Source organism: Entomomonas sp. E7T21 (assembly GCF_058693955.1).
Genome location: NZ_CP191672.1, coordinates 2,318,372 through 2,335,659, shown reverse-complemented (window position 1 = coordinate 2,335,659; position 17,288 = coordinate 2,318,372). Strand labels below are relative to the sequence as shown.

Below are 17,288 nucleotides of genomic sequence, written 5' to 3'. Positions count from 1 at the left end.
TTTTCCTATTTATTAGTTAGAAGCTAATTTGCCAGATTTTTGTAAATTCTTTATTTGCATTGATTTAAATGAGAAGTGCATCCAAATCAAACTAACGGCAACAGTACCGAATAGAAGCATAAAGGAACTAGAGCGAATACCTGTAATATCAACAAGTGCACCAAACATGATTGGCAGCAAGAAACCGCCTAAACCGCCAGCAAGCCCTACTACACCAGATACAGTACCTATATTGTCTGAAAACTCATCAGAGATAAATTTAAATACAGAGGCTTTACCAATCGCCATGGCGATACCAGCAAAGAATAATAGAACAGTGAACCAGAAAGCGTTAATACCGATAGTCATACTTAAAGGCTCATCTGGATTTACAGTACCAATTAACATTTTGGTTTGAGGGTAAGAGAGAATAAAAAATACAACTAAACAAACCCACATTACTGCCCAAGTAATTTTATAGGCACCATACTTATCAGATAACCAACCACCAAAGGCACGTAATACACCACCGGGTAATGAGAAACATGCGGCTAAGAATGCAGCAGTAGTTAAAGTAAAACCATACTCATCCACATAATAGTGAACCATCCATAAAGATAAACCAACATAGCCTCCAAATACCACAGAGTAGTACTGGCAATAGCGTAATACAGCAGGATCTTTCATCATGGCTAGTTGTTGTCTTAATGTTACTGTAGTAGATGAAACAATATGTTCAGGTTTGCTATAACTAAAAACAAAAAATAAGATAGCAGTAACTAGCATGACAATGGCATACACATTAGGAACCATCTGCCAGCCCCAAACGGCCACAATTGTAGGGGCAATTAATTTATTGACTGCTGCGCCTGCATTGCCTGCACCAAAGATACCCATTGCGAGACCTTGGCGATCTTTAGTAAACCAACGGGCAACATAAGGAGTACCTACTGAGAATGAACCTCCTGCTAAGCCAACAAATAAACCAATAACAAGAAGTTGCCAATAAGCTGTTGCATATTGCAGTAAGAAGATAGGGATAACACAACTCATCATTAAGATGAAGAATACTATTCTGCCGCCAAAACGGTCAGTCCAAATACCTAGTGGGATACGAATAAGTGAACCAGATAAAACAGGAAGGGCAGTTAAAATACCAAATTGTGTTTCAGTTAAACCAAGCTGGTTTTTAAGTGGAACACCGATAACAGCAAACATCATCCAGATCATAAAGCAGACAGTAAAGGAAACTGTGCTAGAACTAAGTACAATATAAGGCTTATAATTTTGCTTAACCATTGTAGTACACCATCAGGCTGAAATTGTTACTGTATACCTTACGTTTTTTAATGATAATAACCAATTGGTCAAAAGCCCAGTAGACTTTAGTAGCTTGGTTTATAAGGGACTAATCACTTTGGCCTAGTTTATAAAATAGTTATTTATGCTTATGGACAATAGTAAAAATTGATTATTATGGTTTTAATAGAAACACTGATTTTAATGTGATTAATTATTTATGAATGATCAACAATTATTGCGCTACAGTAGACATATTTTATTACCGCAGTTAGGTATAGAGGGACAACAAAGAATATTAGACAGTAAAATATTGGTAGTTGGTTGTGGTGGTTTAGGATGTGCGGCTATTCCTTTTTTAGCTTCAGCAGGAATAGGACAACTAACTATTGCTGATGATGATAAGGTAGATTTTTCTAACTTACAGAGACAAACCCATTATACCAAACAAAATATTGGCCAATCTAAAGTGGAGGCCATGGCACGCTATATTTTTCAACAAAATAAGGAAGTAAATATAACTGCTTTAGTTAAACGTCTTGAGTTAGATGAATTAATTGAGCTTTGTAATGAACATGATGTTGTTTTAGATTGTAGTGATAATTTTGCAACCCGTAAGGCAATAAATCAAGCTTCAGTAATCACTAAAACTCCACTGGTATTTGGTTCTGCTATTCGTTTTGAGGGACAGTTAAGTGTATTTGATCCTCGCAATGAGGAATCGCCCTGTTATGCTTGCATATTTGATGGCGATGATATAGCACAAGAAAGCTGTGCTGCCTCTGGTGTATTTGCACCTTTAGTTGGTGTTATTGGTGCTAAACAAGCAGCAGAAGCATTAAAAATAGTGGCAGAAATTGGAACAACGCCTGTAGGTATAATGCAAAACTATGATGCCTTAGACTTAAACCATTATCCTGTTAAATTTCAACGAAATCCGAATTGTAAGGTGTGTGGTAAGCAGCATTAGTTAGTGATTAGTTTACTATCTCCCATGGTTGTACATCTCCAGTTACCAATGTAAACAAGGGATGTTGCTTAGGTGTTAAAATTTCTTTGTACTCTGCAAATAATTGAGGGCTACGTATGGCTAGCTTTTTTAATAAATGCTGCCATTCATAATTTAATTGACCAGTGGTTTCAGTAATTTCTAGAGTAGGATTGGGGTAAAGAATTTTTGTTTTATCAAAGCAATAGTTTCTTTTTGTTGCTTCATTAGCAATTTCTGTCAAAAAGGCACCTATTGCCTGTAATGGTTCTGGATGATTTTTAAATCTAAAGAGTTGTGGGTGATTAGTGTAACCCTTAGTTTCACCCAATAATACTTTTTGTGCTAACAGACCTTCTCGCCAGGCAGCTAATAACCCTTTAGTATCTAAATATTGAGGATGTACTGTCCACAAGCGCATAGATTAACTAGCCTTAAAGTTTATCTAAACCATGTTCAATAGCATAAACTGCTGCTTGTACACGGCTATGTAAGTTAAGCTTTCTTAATACATTTTGAACATGTACTTTTATGGTGCTTTCAGTTAAATCTAATGAACGGGCGATTTCTTTATTACTAACTCCTTTAGTAAGCCATGCTAAGGTTTCTTTTTCTCTAGGTGTTAATGTTTCATAAAGCTTGTCAATATCTTGAGTCGTAGGGGCTCGTAATTGTGTGATTAATTTAGTAGTCATTTCTGGAGATAAAACACTATCACCATCTACTGCTTTACGAATGCTGTTGAGTAAAAAATCAGAGTTTATATTTTTCAGTAAATAGCCTCTGGCACCTATGCGCATACATTCAGTAAGATCACTACCATCTTCAGAAACAGTTAACACTAATACAGCAAGACCAGGTTGAGTACTTAATAGTTGTGGAAGAGCTTCTCTGCCTCCCATAATCGGCATATCTAAATCAAGTAATACAACATCAGGGTGAAGTGATTCAGCAAGTTTTATACCTTCTAAACCATCAGCTGCCTCACCAATGACTTCAAAATCATCTTGTGTTTCTAGGAGAAAACGTAGGCCACTACGAAACAGGGTATGATCATCAACAAGTAGAATCTTGGTTTTATTATTTGTCATAAAATGCCTCGTTGTTCTTTTGGAATAGTAAGTGTTATTGTAGTCCCTTGATTAGGGATAGAGTTAATTTCGATAGTTGCAGAAATTTGCGCAGCGCGTTCTGCCATAATTGACATACCAACATGACGTGGTTTTTTCCGTTCAATAGCTTCTTTATCAAAGCCACAGCCATTATCAGCGATGGTCATTATAAATTGTTCATCATTTTTAAAAGCAACTTTTACTAGACTACATTTAGCATGTTTACGAATATTAGACAGTGCTTCTTGTAGAATAAAAGTAACCTGTAGTTGCTGTTGTGGATTAAGCGAAGGGCCATTACCAGAGCTTGTAACTTGTACATCTACTTTAGTTTGTAACTTAAAACGATCAAGTAGCTTTTGTACTACTTCGCTGAAGTCTTCTTTGTTAATACGTGTTCTGAAATTTAATAATAATTCACGTACATCTTCATAAGACTCTTGGATACCTTGTTGAATAAAATTAAGATTTTTTTCTACTTGTGTTAGTTCATTGTTAGCTAATGCTGTTTGTAGCATTTGAACCTGTAAATTAAGGAAAGACAAAGACTGTGCAATACTGTCATGTAGCCCCTGTGCTATAAGGTTACGCTCTTTCATAACAGCAAGTTGTTTATCACTAAGTGCTAATTGTTGGTTTTCTAATGCAACTGCTAATTGTCCTGTTAGTGTTTCAATTAGATATTTAGTTTGTGGTAATAATTGAAAATCCTCTGTTTTAAAATACAACGTCATAATACCAATTTCATGGTTACTATGTTGAATATGAAAAATGATAAAGTGGTTAAAATGATTTTTAATACAATGTGCAATTGTTGGTTTTGTATCAGGTAAATAAAATACTTGAACATTTTCTTGCGTGGCAGTTGTACCACATAAACATTCAGTAATGGAACTGCATTTAGGTGAAGCTAATAGCTCTCCAGGTAGTCCCTGACTGGCGATATAGTTCAATCGATAGTGAGTTTCATCTAATAAGCGAATACTACCAGCATCAGCATCACTGAGTTCTATAATATTATTTAAAAAGCTTTCTGTCATAATTTCTTGTGTGTGAGACTCATGAAGAAAGGCTGTAATGTCATAGAGCGCTGAAAGTTCATGATTTTTTTCTTCTAGTGCGGCAGTTTTTTCCGTCACTTTTTGTTCTAAGTTAGTATATAAGTCTTCTAGATTGCTTGCCATTTTATTAAAGCCAAGTGATACCGTACCAAACTCATCGCGGCTAGTAATGGTAATACGTTTAGATAGATCACCATGGCTTACATGAGTAATACCGTCCTGTAATCGGCTTAATGGTAAAATTACCAACCGATAGAGGAGGTAGATAGCTGTAAATGCTGAGAAAATAACCATCATAATTAAAACGCTTTGGATAAAGCGTAACCAACTAATATGTTGGGTATTTTGTACTTCAATAAATTTAACTAAAGCATCAATATCAGCCACAAATTGATCAAAATAGGCGAGGTCTTTAGTTAATATTTTTGAACCAGCTTGATTATAGTGATGGATGAGGGGTAATACTTTTTCTTGCCATGACTGATTAATATTAAATATTTGAATATCTATACTAGGATTTTTAGGCAATAAAAAACTATTACGATCAAGGCTTTTAAGGTTCTCTAAAATACGTTCAAAGTTTGCTTGTTCTTTTTGTAGCTCGGTTTGATCCTGCTGTTGGGATAATAATGTAACAATATGGTAGACCCTCATACGTAAGCTACCAGCATCGTTAATAGCAATGCCACCACTTTCTAATTGCCACAACAGTGCAAGCGTATAGCCTGTAAAAATAAGTGCGCACACAACCCATAGCACTACTGAAACTAGCAGTTTAGTAGAAAGACTATGGCGTCTTAACGTGCTTCTCATCATTTTATCATTCCGTTGCTTGCCATAAGCCGCTTTTGCCACCTTCTTTTTTTAATAGATGAATGGACTGAATACACATACTTTTATCTACCGCTTTTAACATATCATATACAGTTAATAGGCCAATAGAAACAGCATTTAATGCTTCCATTTCCACACCTGTTTTACCAACTGTTTCTGCGGTTACTTGAAGGTGTAAACATGAGTTTGCTTCATCCGCATTAAACTCCACACTAACATGTGTTAATGGTAAGGGGTGGCAGAGAGGAATTAAATTAGAGGTTTGTTTAGCGCCTTGAATAGCTGCAATACGGGCAATACCTAATACATCACCCTTTTTACTAGCATTATGACCTAATAATTGGAATGCTTCTGCTGACATCTGAATAGAGCCTGTTGCTATCGCTTGTCGTTTAGTAGGTTGCTTTTCTGCAATGTCAACCATATGTGCTTGCCCAGCAGCATCAAAATGAGTCAGCTTTGTCATAAAATTATCCTATAGGTATAAATTACAAAAATTACCACGCTATGTCATTATACGCAATTAGCCGAAGTGGTTAGTTACATAGGACAAATGGTGAGTTGTTTATCTAGTAATATTTTATTATCCTTACCAGTAGTTTGGAAAGGGTGGTATATTCTATTATGATTAAGATTCGTTATTTTGGTTCGCTAAAAGAAACTTTAAATACTACAGAAGAACAACTTGATTGGGAAAAAGGGCTTACTACAGATAAGCTACTACAAGACTTAAGACAAAGAAATGAAGTCTGGGCAGAAGCTTTAGCTGAAAAAAATGTTTTTAGGCTAGTGGTTAATCAGCAAGTTGTATATCAGCCAGTAGCTATTAAAGAAGGTGATGAGGTTGCTATTTTACCTCCTGTAACAGGTGGATAAAATGATCTCCGTTAGCATACAAACAGAACCTTTTAATAGTTTACAAGAAGAGCGCAAGTTACAAGCAACTGCTAGTGACTGTGGTGCTATGGTCAGCTTTAAAGGAATGGTTAGAGGTCATGATCAACAACAGCCATTGTCCCATCTTTATTTAGAACATTTTCCACAAGTTACTGAACAAGAAATAGAACGTATAATCCAATTAGCGCAAGAGCGCTGGCATTTTTCTAGCTGTATAGTTATTCATAGAATAGGTAAACTAGCAGTAGGAGAGGATATAGTTCTGGTTATGGTTGCCGCTAAACATCGTAAGGAAGCCTTCCATGCTACTGAATTTATTATGGATTACTTGAAAACAGAGGCACCTTTTTGGAAAAAAGAATTTTTCCAGAATGGTACTAGTCAATGGGTTGTCGCAAAAGAGTCAGATACAAAACAAAAACAACAGTGGTCTAATTAATGGTTAACTCACAATATAAAATTATTGGATTAATTTTAGCAGGTGGTCAAGGTCAACGTGTTGGGAGACAAAATAAAGGACTACTTAAACTACAAGGTAAACCTTTAGTACAGCATGTATTAGATAATTTATCTCCACAGTTAGATGAAGTAGTTATCAGTGCTAATGAGGATATTAAAAGTTATCAAGCACTAGTGAATTCAGTATTTACTGATCATCCTATCTGGCAAGGTAAGGGGCCTTTAGCCGGTATTATAAGTGCTACTCAAGCATTACCAAAAGATATAGACGCTATTCAAGTTGTTCCTTGTGATACCCCCTTTTTACCTAATGATTTAGTGGCACAATTGGCTAAAGCATTATTTAGTGATCCACAAAATGAAATTGCTTATGCAGCTACTGAAAACTGTATACATCCCAGTATTTTCTTATGTAAACCTTATATAAATGATAAATTAGCTGATCATTTAGCTAATGAAAAATATAGTTTAAAGTCATGGATTTTTAGTCATCATGCGGTAGAAGTATTTTTTGAAGATGAACAAGCTTTTACTAATATCAACCATTTAGAGACTTTAGCTAGCTTTCAATAAGAGGTTACCATGTTAGATTATTATCAAGCATTACAAGAGTTATTAGAAAAGCTATCTCATACTGCAAAAGTAGAGCAACTAGATTTATTAAAGGCAACTAACCTAATATTAGCAGAAGATGTACCTGTACAATACAACGCCCCATTGTTTGATAACAGTGCAATGGATGGTTATGCAGTAGGTGGAGAGCTTGCAGGTTGTGAACAATGGCAAATTGTTGAACGAGTTGCAGCAGGGGATACTGCTGAAAATATTGCTTTAACTACAGGGCAAGCAGCAAGAATTTTTACGGGTGCACCTATTCCTAAAGGAACTACTGCAGTTATTCAACAAGAAAATACAATCGTTGAAGGTAATATTCTAAAAGCTACAGCGTCTGTTAAGAAAGATCAAAATATTCGTTATTGTGGTGAAGAGTTAACTAAAGGCGGACAACTATTGCCTGCTCAACAACGGTTAGTTCCCGCGGCAATTGCTCTATTGGCAAGTCAAGGATATAGCCAAGTTAAAGTATATAAACCACTTACTATCCATGTTTTTTCCACAGGTAATGAGCTAATAGAGCCAAATCAAACACTTTCTACAGGCAAAATCTACGACGCTAACCGCTATTTATTATTGAGTTGGTTGCAGCAATCACCTCATCATATTATTGATGGCGGTATTTTACCTGATAATCAACAACAAACAGAGAAAGCTTTAGCCGAAGCAAGTAAAAAGGCAGATGTAATTATTACTTCTGGTGGTGTATCTGTTGGTGAAGAAGACCATGTGCGAGCAGCTATACTGCAATTGGGTGAGTTAGTTTTCTGGAAACTAGCGATTAAACCAGGCAAACCATTTGCATGGGGTAATATTGATGATAGTAAAGTATTTATGTTACCTGGTAATCCTGTTAGCTCATTGGTTACTTTTCAACAATTAGTTGTACCTGCTTTAAGGGTTATTGCAGGTGAGTCAGCTAGCAATGCTATGGTTAAGCCGATGATGGCCAAAACCAAGTTTGCGGTCAATAAAGTACAGCCTAGACGAGAATTTTTACGTATTGGCTTAGCCAATGATGAGGCAGGATTTTGGGCAGAGAAGCTAGAAAATCAAGGCTCTGCTATGTTGGCAACTTGTATTACAGCCGATGCATTAGCAGAAATCCCTGCAAATGTAGCAGTTAATGAAAATGATTTAGTTAAGATCTTTCCTCTTGATTACAAGGTGTAATGATTATGCAGCATATAAAAATAGGGTTAGTTTCAGTAAGTGATAGAGCCAGTACAGGCGTTTATGAAGATAAAGGTTTACCTAGCCTAAGAGAATGGCTAGATGAGGCTGTGCTGAATCCAAAAGAATATATTGAGCGTTTAATTCCTGATGAACAAGATTTAATTGAGAAAACATTACTTGAGTTAGTGGATGAACATCAGTGTTCATTAGTGCTTACTACGGGCGGTACAGGCCCTTATCCACGCGATGTTACACCTGATGCTACATTAGCAGTGGCAGATAGATTAATGCCTGGTTTTGGTGAGCAAATGCGCCAAGTAAGTTTACATTTTGTGCCTACGGCAATTCTATCAAGACAAGTAGGTGTTATTCGTAAAAACAGTTTAATCTTAAATTTACCAGGTAGACCCAATGCGATCAGAGAAACATTAGGGGGAGTTAGAGACGAACAAGGAAAAACATTAGTACATGGTGTTTTTGCTGCGGTGCCATTATGTATTGATGCAATAGGTGGCCCATTTATTGAAACTGACGCTGAGGTTTCAAAAGCTTTCAGACCTAAGAATAGTTGATTTAACCACCTGTGGCAGACATGATGCGTATAATTTGAGTAGGTTTATCTAAAAAGTTATGCGCCTCAGGTTTTAATCTAACAGCTTGCTTAATAGCTGATTCTAATTCATCATCACTGCAGTTATCCCGTAATAGGGGGCGTAATTCAAAACTGTGATTTTGTCCTAGACACATATAAAGTGTACCATCTACCGCTAACCTGACTCTGTTACAAGTTGCACAAAAGTGTTGCGACATGGGGGTAATCAAGCCAAGAATAAACTCACCATCAGGTGTTTGCCAGTAGCGAGCAGGGCCACTACCCATAATTTTAGTAGAGGGCATTAGATCAAATTTAGGTTTTAATTGAGCAATGACTTTTTGTAAATCAACATATTGGGAGTTTTGCCCAGTAACACCCATGGGCATAACCTCAATTAAACGTAAGATAAACTTATTTTCGATACAGAATTGTATCATTTGCTCAATATCACCAATATTTTGATTGGGTAAAGGCACCATATTGATTTTAATTTTATCAAAACCAGCATTTTTGGCAGCTGCTAGGCCATTTAAAACTTTACTAAGGCTATCACTACCACTGATTTGTTCAACACAATCACGACGTAGCGAATCTAAACTAACATTTAATCGATGAACACCAGCCTTATAAAGTGTTTCTGCATGCTTAACTAATTGTGTACCATTGGTAGTCACAGAAAGATCATTAACACCTTCAATTTTAGAGAGATTATTGGCTAGTTCAGCGAAGTCCTTTCTAAGAAGTGGTTCTCCACCCGTTAGGCGAAAATGGTTAGTACCTAATTTGGCAAATGTTTTTACTACACGCTCTATTTCTTCAAAGGTTAACCAGTTTTTGGGTACTTCGAAATCTTTAAAGCCTTTAGGAATACAATAACTACACCGCAAATCACAGCGATCAGTTACTGACACTCTTAAATAACTAATATCTCTACCAAAATCATCGGTCAACATAGCACTAACCATAATATATAACTTTATATTAGTATAGTGGGAAACAAGGCCTTAGCAACTCCCCTATAAGTAGGATAAAACTAACTATTTAGTATTAGAAAAGAGTTAATAAGAATAAATAAGGCTACGTTAAGTAGCCTTATTTAGAACGTTTAATAACGAACAATAACTGATTTTAGTTCGGTATAGTCGTCAATAAAATGACTACCAAACTCACGACCAACACCAGAGCCTTTAGCGCCACCAAAGGATATTGCAGGATCAAGTGCGAGGTGCATGTTAACCCATACTGTACCCGCCTCAACTTGTGCCACTAAGCGCATGGCTTTACTTAGATTATTTGTCCAAACGCTGGCGGTTAAACCATAGGGTGAATCGTTCATTAGTTTTACTAACTCTTCATCTGTTTTAAAGGGGAATAGGGTTAGTACAGGGCCAAATGTTTCTTCGTGTAATAAAGCACTTTTTTCATTTTTAGCACGGATAACAGTGGGGTACACATAATAACCTTTACCCTCTACTTGTTTGCCACCAAAGACGATTTGATCACCTTCTTGTTTTGCCTTTTCAAAGAAAGAGAGAATCTTTTCAAAATGTGGTCGATTGGATAGTGGGCCAAATTGATTTTGTGGGTTTAGTGGTGAGCCAATTTTCCAGCTAGTCAGTGCGCTGATTAGTTTTTCTGTCACTTTATCAATAATGGATTCGTGAATATAGAAACGTTCAGCAGAGGCGCAAATTTGCCCTTGGTGTGATAATCCTGCTGCAATTATGCCTTGCACAGCCTCATCAATATCAACATCACCTAAAAAGCCAGCAGCATTTTTACCACCTAGTTCTAAAGTAAAGCGCTTAATGTTGTTTTTAACAGCACCTTGACCGATTTTAGCACCCGTAGACATAGAACCTGTAAAACTGATTTTAGCAATAGATGGATGGTCTATTAGTGCTTGGCCTACATTACCTAAACCATTAATAACGTTGATAACACCAGCAGGAATGCCTGCTTCCTCATGAGCTATTTGTGCAACACGTAACATAGAAAGAGGAGTGAATTCACTTGGTTTAATAACAATGGTACAGCCACAAGTGAGTGCAGCGGCTAATTTCCAAATAGAAATCATTACTGGGAAATTCCAAGGAATAATACCACCTACTACGCCAATGGGTTCACGACGGGTAAAACCTGTATATTGTTCGCCATTTATTGAGGGTTGAGAGGTCTGTGCAACAGTCTCACCAGTAATTTTTGTTGCCCAACCTGCATAGTAGCGTAAGAAAGAACAGCTTTGATCAATTTCAAAACGAGCAATATCAATCAACTTACCTGTGCAAAGTGTTTCTATTTGTGCTAATTCTTCTTTATGATTGGCTAATGCCTCTGCAAATTTTAATAGACTATTTTGTCTGGTCTCTGGTGTAGCTATCTTCCAAATATCGTTAAAAGCATTATAAGAGCTTGTTACAGCTTGGTTTATTTCGTTGTCTGATGCCATAGGAACTTTAGCGACTATTTCTTCAGTAGCTGGATTAATAACATCTATTGGTTGCTCACCTGTATTGTAAAATTTACCATTAATATAGTGGGCATGGCCTTTAGCGAGAAATTCTTTAACTTCTGGTAGTATTTTAATATCAGTCATGTTAGTTTCCTTTTTTATAGTCAGTAATAATAAACTCAGCAGCCCGCTCAGCAATCATGATGACAGGAGCATTAGTATTACCACTGGTGATATGGGGCATAACAGAGCTATCAGCAGCTCTTAAATTGCTGACACCTCTTACTTTAAGTTGTAAGTCAACCACCGATGTTTCTAGTGAGGAACCCATTCGGCAAGTACCAATAGGGTGAAATACTGTTTTACAATATTGTCTGATAAACTCTTCTAGTTTTTCATCTGTATCATAGCTTGAGTCAGGAGCTATTACCTCAGTTACAACACTTTTTAACGATGGTGCTTCAAAGAATTTAAGACCAAATTTTACAGCCCTTAATTGAGCGCTCATATCATCTGCTTCTGCTAGATAGTTACCTTTAATACGAACCATATCGTTAGGATCTTTACTACGTAGCAAGACTTCACCACGAGATTTGGGATATACATGACCTAGTTTTAAGGTAATACCATCGCCATCTAAGTCTTTTCTAGCATCTAAGTTGTCAAAGTTATCAATGACAGGTAGTGCATGAATCTGCGTTTCGGGTTTGCCGTCACCATCTAAATCAAAGAAACCACCAGACTCTAGAATATTGGAAGTAACCACACCATGTTTATAAGCTAACCATTCAATGCCATTAGCAATTTTTTTAAGACCTTTGGATTCTTGTAATAGGCTAGGTGTATTAGCTGTTTTAGCATTTAATGAAAGGTGTAGATGATCTTGGTAGTTTTTTCCGACATTAGGGCTATCAACTTTTAGTTCAATCCCTAATTCTTGTAGGTGATCTTTGGGACCTATACCAGAGAGCATTAATACTTTTGGTGTACCCATTGCGCCTGCTGTTACAATAATTTCATGGTTAGCCTGTGCTGTGATAGTTTGCTTGTGTTTATGTTTATATTGAACAGCTACAGCCTCACCATTTTCTATAATGATTTGTTCTGTTAGTGCATCAGTAACCACTGTAAGGCGATCATTATCGATAACTCGACTTAAATAGGCATAAGCTGTACTAGCACGTTTTCCCAAGTGGGTGGTACTTTGAAAGTAGCCAGCACCTGCTTGTTCAGCACCGTTAAAGTCTGTTACATAAGGAAAACCTAACTCTTGTGCTGAGCGTATGTACGCCATACTTAAAGGATGTCTATAACGATTTTCACTGACCCATAAGTGACCTTTAGTACCGTGATAAGACCCAGATAAGCTTTCATTATTTTCTGCTTGGATAAAGTAGGGGAGCACATCTTTATACCCCCAACCTGTACAGCCATAAGTTTGTTGCCAATCGTCATAGTCTTGAGCATTACCACGTACATAGATCATACCATTAATGGAGCTGCTACCTCCCATTACTTTACCTTGAGGAACAGGAATACATCGATTGTTAGCAAAAGGCTCAGGATCTGTCACATAACCCCATGTACAGCTTTGCATAACAAAAGGAATACCAGCAGGCATGTGAATAAAAGGATTAGTATCTTTTGGTCCAGCCTCTAGTAATAGTACAGTAGCATTTGTTTGCTCAATTATTTTAGTAGCAATAACACAACCAGCAGAACCCGCGCCAATAACAATAAAATCATACTTTTTGTTCATTATAACCTCTAAATTGTTTATTATTATGTGTCTTGTTGGACAATAGTTTTTGTTGGTTTACTTCATTTAAATCTAAACAAACAGGTTATTTATATTAGATAATGTTGCAGTATTAATACGGTGACATTAGTTTATTATGCTTCGTTAATAATCTGGTCAAGATTGTCATAGACATTGGGATACAATTTCTTCAATAAAATTGAATAAATAAAACCACCCACAGCCGTGCCAAATACTAATACAGGAATGAGATAAATTAGCTTGGAATGCACACCACTTAAAATATCCAGATTTACTACTACAATCCATAAAAAAGCACTCATAAAAATAGCGGATAAAATAGGGGCATAGAGGACTTTCCATTTCGGTAATTGTAGTTCAGTATTTTTTCTAAAATAAGCTATCACAGCTAGAGAAACCAAAGTTTGTAGCAGTAAAATAGCCATTGTGGTAATGGCTGAACCCCATGTAAAAATATCGGTAAGAGGATTTTGATTGCCAATTACTAATACCGTAATAATTAAAATCATAGTAATTGTTTGGCAGATACTAGATAAGTAAGGCGTACCTTTTTTAGGATGCAATTTAGACAGTTTTGACCAGAATAGGCCGTCACGAGAAATATAATAGAAGTAGCGTGCAACATTGTTATGGAAAGATTGTGTAGCAGCAAATAGACTAGTGATTAAAAGAACATTAATCACTAATACACTCCATTTGCCTAGGGCTGATTGAGCTAAATTAAATACGAATAATTCGGGGTTTTTTGCTACAGCTGCTTGAACATTAGCTACGCCATAAGCTTGAATAAGGCCCCAACTACAAAATGCAAAAAAAGTAGTGATAATCACTACTGCGATAATAGTAGCCATAGGGATTGTTTTTTCTGGATTGCGGCATTCTTCTGAATAAATAGCGGTTGCTTCAAAGCCAATAAAGCCTGCTACAGCAAATACTAAAGCAATACCTACATTACCACTAAAAACAACGGTTGGATTGAATGCTGTAAAGTCTAAAGCGCCTATTTGTGCATGTTTATAAACTGTTACTACTGCAATAATTAAGGCAATACCTACTTCAAGTAGCATTAAAATACCTAGTACTTTACCGCCAATTTCAATGCGCTCAATGCCAAGTAAACATACCACTAATAACATAGCAATGGTATAGACCCACCAAGGTAAATCTATACTGAAATAATCATGAAAGAAGATTTGGGTAAACAGGCCAAAGATTGCTGCCACAGCTATTTCAATGGAGACATAAGCTAGGATAGCGACACCTAGACCGCTAACCCCCAATTTATTGCCTAAACCTGCTGAGATATAAGCGTAAAAAGCTCCAGAGTTTTTAACATAGCGACTCATGGTAATAAAACCAATAGAGAATAACAGTAGTAACGCTCCCGATAAAATATAAATGCCCGGAATACCACCACCATTGCCTTCTAAAATAGCAATGGGCATACCGCCTACTAAACCTGTTAAAGGGGAGGCTGCTGCTACAACAAAGAAGACTAGTGCAGCTAAGCCAATACTGTTTTTCTTTAGATGAGTTGCAGAACTCATGTGAATACTCCTATTTATTATTTTATTAATGGTCATTTAATTGTGATTATTATTTTGTTAATAAAATAGAAGTATTGCTCTATAAAAAATAGAAGAAATCGGTAATGTAGTTAAATATTAATCATATGTAATGCGTTTTTGATAGAAACTATGTTGTATTTCTGTGGTAAATTTTTTAGGTGATATCGCTGCAAATTTTTTAAACTCTCTTAAAAAATGAGATTGATCGGCATAACCAAGATCAATAGCGAGATCAGTTAAGTTTTTGAGTTGTTCTTGTGCAGTTAAATTAAATAGGGCTTGTTGGAATCTTAAGATTAAACAGTAGAGTTTAGGTGATATGCCAAATTGTTCAGTAAATATTTTATAGATATAGCGCGCTGAAAACCCTGTCAGCTCTTCTAGTTCAGTAATTCTAATATCACCATTATACTGATACATTAACTGACTAAGTTGTTGGCATAAGTCAGACTGTCTATTGGCTAGTCGATCAGTGTAGTTTTGCATAAAAAAATTAATCTGATTTGCAAAACAGTGGCTAGAAGCAATTTTTTCGATTAAAGGGGAGGCGTTAGGGTCAATATCTGCTAAGGCAATTTCTGCATCTGTTAGTTCTTTGGGGAGTATCGAGGAGAAGTCAGGTGCAAAGCCTGGTACAAAACGAACCCCAAAATAGCGTTTGTTTTTTTGTAACTCAACAAGTTTAGCCGATATAGTGCTGCCACAAATCCGAGCAGCAGGGGTGGTAGGATCACATAAGAATAAGATATCGGTACAGGCATCTGGTACAGCAAATGTATAACCTTCTGAATTATCAGCAACAAAACTATAAAAGTGAGAGATAACAGAGTTATCTACCATCTTTTTACGATAGGTAGAGTGGGTACTTAATACAAAATAGGGTTGTATATTTTTTGTTTCTAGTGCTTTATGAGAAAAAATAACGCTCATGTTTTACCTTTTTGCTAAGCTTTTTTATTGTTGTTTTGAGTGCGTATTATATTTACAAAGTTAATGTACATCTGAAATTAGATTAACGTATAACTTGTTTTATATATATTTTTCTAATTTATCAGTAGTACAGATTTATTCTATTTTTATCTTAGCACGGTCAATAGAATTAGCTACAACTAAAAATAAAAAATTAATTTATAAGCTAATAGCTACAAATAAGGATAAAAAATGTTAGAAGTAGAAACGCCTACCTATTACACGGCTACTAAAAAATATAATTTGAACTTTCCTTCGCTTGAGAATGATATTGATGTTGATGTTGTTGTTATAGGCGGTGGCTTTTCTGGAATTAATACAGCACTTGAGTTAGCTGAAAAAGGTATTACCAATATTGCTGTATTAGAAGCAAAATACCTCGGCTATGGTGGTACAGGCCGTAATGGTGGACAAATTATGGCTGGGATTGGTCATGATCTTGATGCTATAAAAAAAGATGTTGGTGAAGAAGGACTTAAAACAATTTTTGCCATCAGTGATCAAGGCTCTAAGATTATTCAAGAGCGGATAAAGAAATATGATATTCAAGCAGATTTTTGTCATGGCTATGGTTATTTAGGCTTTAATGCTAGGCAAACTAAGACTCTACAAGAGTGGGAAAAGGGATTTAAAGAGTTAGATAAAGAAAATGAGATTTATCTTCTAACAGGTTCAGATGTGCAAAAAGTTGTGGGTTCTACTGCTTATGAAAGTGCTTTAGTACATATGGGGGCAGGTCATGTGCATTCGCTTAATCTGCTATTAGGTGAGGCTAAAGCTTTATCTTCCTTAGGTGCACAGATTTATGAATATAGCCCTGCATTAGAAGTGACCTATGGTTCAACAATTAAAGTAAGAACAGCCAAAGGTACGGTTACTGCCAAGAAGATGCTATGGGCCTGTGATAGTTTCATCAATAAAATGGAGTCACAATTAGATAAAAAAATTATTAATACTTATGCTTTTCAATTAATGACAGAACCATTATCAGATGAATTAATAGAACGTATTAGCCCTATTAGAGGGGCTTATAGCGATATTAGGCCTATTATCGACTACTATCGAGTAACTAAAGAAAACAGTTTGTTATTTGGTAGTGCAACAAGGTTTGTAGAGCATATCCCACATGATTTAAAACAGTTTAATCGTAAACTTATGCTGCAAATCTTCCCTTATTTAAAAGATGTGAAGATTGACTTGGCGTGGGGTGGGCCAATGGGTTGTAGTGCCAATTTATTCCCACAAATAGGTAATTTGCCAAATCAGCCTAATGTTTATTATGTACAAGGTTATTCAGGGTTTGGTGTTACACCGAGTCATATCATTTGCAAAATTCTAGCATCAGGTATTGCTGAGCAATCTGAATATTATGATCTTATCAGTAAAGTTCATCATCGAAATATTATTGGTAAACAGTCAATTCGTCCACTTCTGTTAACAGGTGCTAAATGTTGGCATCAATTATCAGGGTTTTGGACTGGTCGTAGATAATTTTTTATAGGAG

At 36.2% G+C, this 17,288-nt stretch carries 17 protein-coding genes; 7 read left to right on the top strand and 10 right to left on the bottom strand.

Annotated features, from left to right (window positions below; genetic code table 11):
* Window positions 1-12: 12 nt before the first annotated feature.
* Entirely contained in the window at window positions 13-1,278 is a 1,266-nt protein-coding gene (locus ACQVD9_RS11085; RefSeq protein ID WP_264746016.1) for an MFS transporter, read from the bottom strand.
* Window positions 1,279-1,498: 220 nt separating this feature from the next.
* On the opposite strand from ACQVD9_RS11085, the gene ACQVD9_RS11080 reads away from it, so the two are divergent.
* Entirely contained in the window at window positions 1,499-2,248 is a 750-nt protein-coding gene (locus ACQVD9_RS11080) for a HesA/MoeB/ThiF family protein (protein WP_264746015.1), read from the top strand.
* Between the two features lie 7 nt (window positions 2,249-2,255).
* On the opposite strand, the gene ACQVD9_RS11075 is transcribed toward ACQVD9_RS11080, so the two are convergent.
* Genes ACQVD9_RS11075 through moaC form a run of 4 tightly spaced genes read right to left on the bottom strand, consistent with a single transcriptional unit; the run spans window position 2,256 to window position 5,739 of the window.
* Window positions 2,256-2,687: a pyrimidine dimer DNA glycosylase/endonuclease V gene (locus ACQVD9_RS11075; protein ID WP_264746014.1), complete on the bottom strand. Its 432-nt coding sequence runs from the start codon at window positions 2,685-2,687 to the stop codon at window positions 2,256-2,258.
* A gap of 13 nt (window positions 2,688-2,700) precedes the next feature.
* A complete protein-coding gene (locus ACQVD9_RS11070) occupies window positions 2,701-3,357 on the bottom strand; it encodes a response regulator (protein ID WP_264746013.1) in 657 nt (218 codons plus the stop codon).
* On the bottom strand, window positions 3,354-5,255 hold the full coding sequence (locus ACQVD9_RS11065) for a histidine kinase (protein WP_264746012.1): 1,902 nt from the start codon (window positions 5,253-5,255) through the stop codon (window positions 3,354-3,356). Before ACQVD9_RS11065 ends, ACQVD9_RS11070 begins: the two co-directional genes overlap by 4 nt.
* 4 nt (window positions 5,256-5,259) lie before the next feature.
* Complete coding sequence (gene moaC / locus ACQVD9_RS11060) at window positions 5,260-5,739, bottom strand: cyclic pyranopterin monophosphate synthase MoaC (RefSeq protein ID WP_264746011.1); 480 nt, start codon at window positions 5,737-5,739, stop codon at window positions 5,260-5,262.
* Between the two features lie 158 nt (window positions 5,740-5,897).
* Here moaC and moaD point away from each other — a divergent pair, with 158 nt between their 5' ends.
* The 5 genes from moaD to mog are packed head-to-tail and all read left to right on the top strand — an operon-like array spanning window position 5,898 to window position 8,992.
* On the top strand, window positions 5,898-6,149 hold the full coding sequence (moaD, locus tag ACQVD9_RS11055) for a molybdopterin converting factor subunit 1 (RefSeq protein WP_264746010.1): 252 nt from the start codon (window positions 5,898-5,900) through the stop codon (window positions 6,147-6,149).
* A 1-nt stretch (window position 6,150) separates the two neighbouring features.
* Window positions 6,151-6,609: a molybdenum cofactor biosynthesis protein MoaE gene (locus tag ACQVD9_RS11050; RefSeq protein ID WP_264746009.1), complete on the top strand. Its 459-nt coding sequence runs from the start codon at window positions 6,151-6,153 to the stop codon at window positions 6,607-6,609.
* Window positions 6,609-7,202: a molybdenum cofactor guanylyltransferase MobA gene (gene mobA / locus ACQVD9_RS11045; protein WP_264746008.1), complete on the top strand. Its 594-nt coding sequence runs from the start codon at window positions 6,609-6,611 to the stop codon at window positions 7,200-7,202. The genes ACQVD9_RS11050 and mobA overlap by 1 nt, the downstream gene beginning before the upstream one ends.
* A 9-nt stretch (window positions 7,203-7,211) precedes the next feature.
* A complete protein-coding gene (locus ACQVD9_RS11040) occupies window positions 7,212-8,417 on the top strand; it encodes a molybdopterin molybdotransferase MoeA (RefSeq protein WP_264746007.1) in 1,206 nt (401 codons plus the stop codon).
* 5 nt (window positions 8,418-8,422) lie between these two features.
* On the top strand, window positions 8,423-8,992 hold the full coding sequence (gene mog, locus ACQVD9_RS11035; RefSeq protein WP_264746006.1) for a molybdopterin adenylyltransferase: 570 nt from the start codon (window positions 8,423-8,425) through the stop codon (window positions 8,990-8,992).
* Between the two features lies 1 nt (window position 8,993).
* Here the strand turns inward: mog and moaA are convergent, their stop codons facing one another.
* The 5 genes from moaA to ACQVD9_RS11010 form a co-directional block, all read right to left on the bottom strand.
* Window positions 8,994-9,968, bottom strand: coding sequence for a GTP 3',8-cyclase MoaA (gene moaA / locus ACQVD9_RS11030; protein WP_264746005.1), 975 nt, complete (start codon window positions 9,966-9,968; stop codon window positions 8,994-8,996).
* Window positions 9,969-10,120: 152 nt separating this feature from the next.
* Window positions 10,121-11,611: an aldehyde dehydrogenase family protein gene (locus ACQVD9_RS11025; protein WP_264746004.1), complete on the bottom strand. Its 1,491-nt coding sequence runs from the start codon at window positions 11,609-11,611 to the stop codon at window positions 10,121-10,123.
* Between the two features lies 1 nt (window position 11,612).
* Window positions 11,613-13,226, bottom strand: a complete 1,614-nt coding sequence (locus ACQVD9_RS11020; protein WP_264746003.1) for a GMC family oxidoreductase — start codon at window positions 13,224-13,226, stop codon at window positions 11,613-11,615.
* Between the two features lie 134 nt (window positions 13,227-13,360).
* Entirely contained in the window at window positions 13,361-14,794 is a 1,434-nt protein-coding gene (locus ACQVD9_RS11015; protein WP_264746002.1) for an APC family permease, read from the bottom strand.
* 117 nt (window positions 14,795-14,911) lie between these two features.
* Window positions 14,912-15,745 carry a helix-turn-helix domain-containing protein gene (locus ACQVD9_RS11010; RefSeq protein ID WP_264746001.1) on the bottom strand — a complete coding sequence of 278 codons (834 nt, stop codon included), beginning with the start codon at window positions 15,743-15,745 and terminating at the stop codon, window positions 14,912-14,914.
* Window positions 15,746-15,976: 231 nt separating this feature from the next.
* On the opposite strand from ACQVD9_RS11010, the gene ACQVD9_RS11005 reads away from it, so the two are divergent.
* A complete protein-coding gene (locus tag ACQVD9_RS11005) occupies window positions 15,977-17,275 on the top strand; it encodes an NAD(P)/FAD-dependent oxidoreductase (protein WP_264746000.1) in 1,299 nt (432 codons plus the stop codon).
* The last annotated feature ends 13 nt before the right edge of the window (window positions 17,276-17,288 follow it).

What these genes read in the sequence shown, in the direction of transcription:
- ACQVD9_RS11085 (WP_264746016.1), bottom strand. Translation starts at nt 1,278, where the DNA reads ATGGTTAAGCAAAATTATAAGCCTTATATTGTACTTAGTTCTAGCACA.
- ACQVD9_RS11080 (WP_264746015.1), top strand. Translation starts at nt 1,499, where the DNA reads ATGAATGATCAACAATTATTGCGCTACAGTAGACATATTTTATTACCG.
- ACQVD9_RS11075 (WP_264746014.1), bottom strand. Translation starts at nt 2,687, where the DNA reads ATGCGCTTGTGGACAGTACATCCTCAATATTTAGATACTAAAGGGTTA.
- ACQVD9_RS11070 (WP_264746013.1), bottom strand. Translation starts at nt 3,357, where the DNA reads ATGACAAATAATAAAACCAAGATTCTACTTGTTGATGATCATACCCTG.
- ACQVD9_RS11065 (WP_264746012.1), bottom strand. Translation starts at nt 5,255, where the DNA reads ATGATGAGAAGCACGTTAAGACGCCATAGTCTTTCTACTAAACTGCTA.
- moaC (WP_264746011.1), bottom strand. Translation starts at nt 5,739, where the DNA reads ATGACAAAGCTGACTCATTTTGATGCTGCTGGGCAAGCACATATGGTT.
- moaD (WP_264746010.1), top strand. Translation starts at nt 5,898, where the DNA reads ATGATTAAGATTCGTTATTTTGGTTCGCTAAAAGAAACTTTAAATACT.
- ACQVD9_RS11050 (WP_264746009.1), top strand. Translation starts at nt 6,151, where the DNA reads ATGATCTCCGTTAGCATACAAACAGAACCTTTTAATAGTTTACAAGAA.
- mobA (WP_264746008.1), top strand. Translation starts at nt 6,609, where the DNA reads ATGGTTAACTCACAATATAAAATTATTGGATTAATTTTAGCAGGTGGT.
- ACQVD9_RS11040 (WP_264746007.1), top strand. Translation starts at nt 7,212, where the DNA reads ATGTTAGATTATTATCAAGCATTACAAGAGTTATTAGAAAAGCTATCT.
- mog (WP_264746006.1), top strand. Translation starts at nt 8,423, where the DNA reads ATGCAGCATATAAAAATAGGGTTAGTTTCAGTAAGTGATAGAGCCAGT.
- moaA (WP_264746005.1), bottom strand. Translation starts at nt 9,968, where the DNA reads ATGTTGACCGATGATTTTGGTAGAGATATTAGTTATTTAAGAGTGTCA.
- ACQVD9_RS11025 (WP_264746004.1), bottom strand. Translation starts at nt 11,611, where the DNA reads ATGACTGATATTAAAATACTACCAGAAGTTAAAGAATTTCTCGCTAAA.
- ACQVD9_RS11020 (WP_264746003.1), bottom strand. Translation starts at nt 13,226, where the DNA reads ATGAACAAAAAGTATGATTTTATTGTTATTGGCGCGGGTTCTGCTGGT.
- ACQVD9_RS11015 (WP_264746002.1), bottom strand. Translation starts at nt 14,794, where the DNA reads ATGAGTTCTGCAACTCATCTAAAGAAAAACAGTATTGGCTTAGCTGCA.
- ACQVD9_RS11010 (WP_264746001.1), bottom strand. Translation starts at nt 15,745, where the DNA reads ATGAGCGTTATTTTTTCTCATAAAGCACTAGAAACAAAAAATATACAA.
- ACQVD9_RS11005 (WP_264746000.1), top strand. Translation starts at nt 15,977, where the DNA reads ATGTTAGAAGTAGAAACGCCTACCTATTACACGGCTACTAAAAAATAT.